The following is a 1,210-nucleotide window of genomic DNA, read 5'->3' on the forward strand; positions in this document are numbered from 1 at the left end:
CAACACTTTAATCTTTGAATAAAGATGGAGTGTTCGACATGACGTATCGCCGCCGTATTTACTATTCTGCCGCACAACGAGCCGAGATTTGGGATCGCTGGCAGCGGGGAGAATCGATGAGTTCGATTGGCCGTGTGTTCGACCGGCAGTCCTCCTCGGTGTTTTCTGTCATTTCTCCGACCGGAGGCATCCGCCCTACCGATCGGCATCGTGGTAAGCTGGCGCTGAGTTTGAAAGAGCGTGATGAGATATCGCTTGGTCTCAGCATCAACGCACCTTTACGATCTATAGCCCGCCAGTTGAGCCGCACTCCGTCTACGATCAGTCGCGAGGTACAGCGCAACGGAGGTCGGGTTACTTATCGCGCAGCAGCGGCTGATCAGGCTGCCTGGGACCGCGCTCTACGGCCCAAGACATGCAAACTCGCTTGTCATCCTTCATTGCACCACGCAGTATCGGAGAAGCTGCGCAGCAAGTGGTCTCCAGAACAGATTGCCGGCTGGCTCAAACGTAGCTTTCCAGGAGACGTAAACAAGCAGGTGTCCCACGAGACAATATATCGAAGCCTTTACATACAGGCTCGCGGCGTATTGAAGAAAGAACTGCTGGACCATCTGCGTGCCAAACGCACGATACGCCGGTCCAGACACGCAAGCCTCAAACGAAATAGTCTAGGCCAAATTAAGGATGCCGTTTCGATCAGCAAAAGGCCCGCTTGCATCGAAGACCGCGCAATACCAGGGCATTGGGAAGGTGATCTGATCGGAGGATCCAAGAATAGCTATATCGCCACTCTTGTTGAGCGGCAAACACGCTATGTCATGTTGATCAAGGTTGCCAACAAAGACACGAGCAGTGTTATCTCCGGGTTGATCAAACACACCCACAAATTGCCGAAAGAGCTTTACAAATCATTGACTTGGGATCGAGGCAAGGAGATGGCAGATCATCTAAGCCTGACATTAGTAACGGATGTTGCTGTATACTTCTGCGACCCAAATTCACCGTGACAACGCGGATCAAACGAAAACACGAACCGCTTGCTGCGGCAGTATTTGCCCCGAGGTACTGACTTATCTGTACACACGCAGCCTGAACTTGATGCAATCGCAAGGCAACTCAACCAACGACCCCGCAAGACCTTGCAATATCAAACCCCAGCTGAGAAGTTCTCACAGTGTGTTGCCGCGACCAGTTGAATCCACCGCCA

General features: G+C 52.3%; 1 pseudogene. It reads left to right on the forward strand.

Annotated features, from left to right (window positions below):
* Positions 1 to 38 precede the first annotated feature (38 nt).
* Positions 39 to 1,199 (forward strand): annotated as a pseudogene (locus PsAD13_RS25400) (IS30 family transposase).
* The last annotated feature ends 11 nt before the right edge of the window (positions 1,200 to 1,210 follow it).

This window comes from Pseudovibrio sp. Ad13, from assembly GCF_001623225.1.
Taxonomy (GTDB): domain Bacteria; phylum Pseudomonadota; class Alphaproteobacteria; order Rhizobiales; family Stappiaceae; genus Pseudovibrio.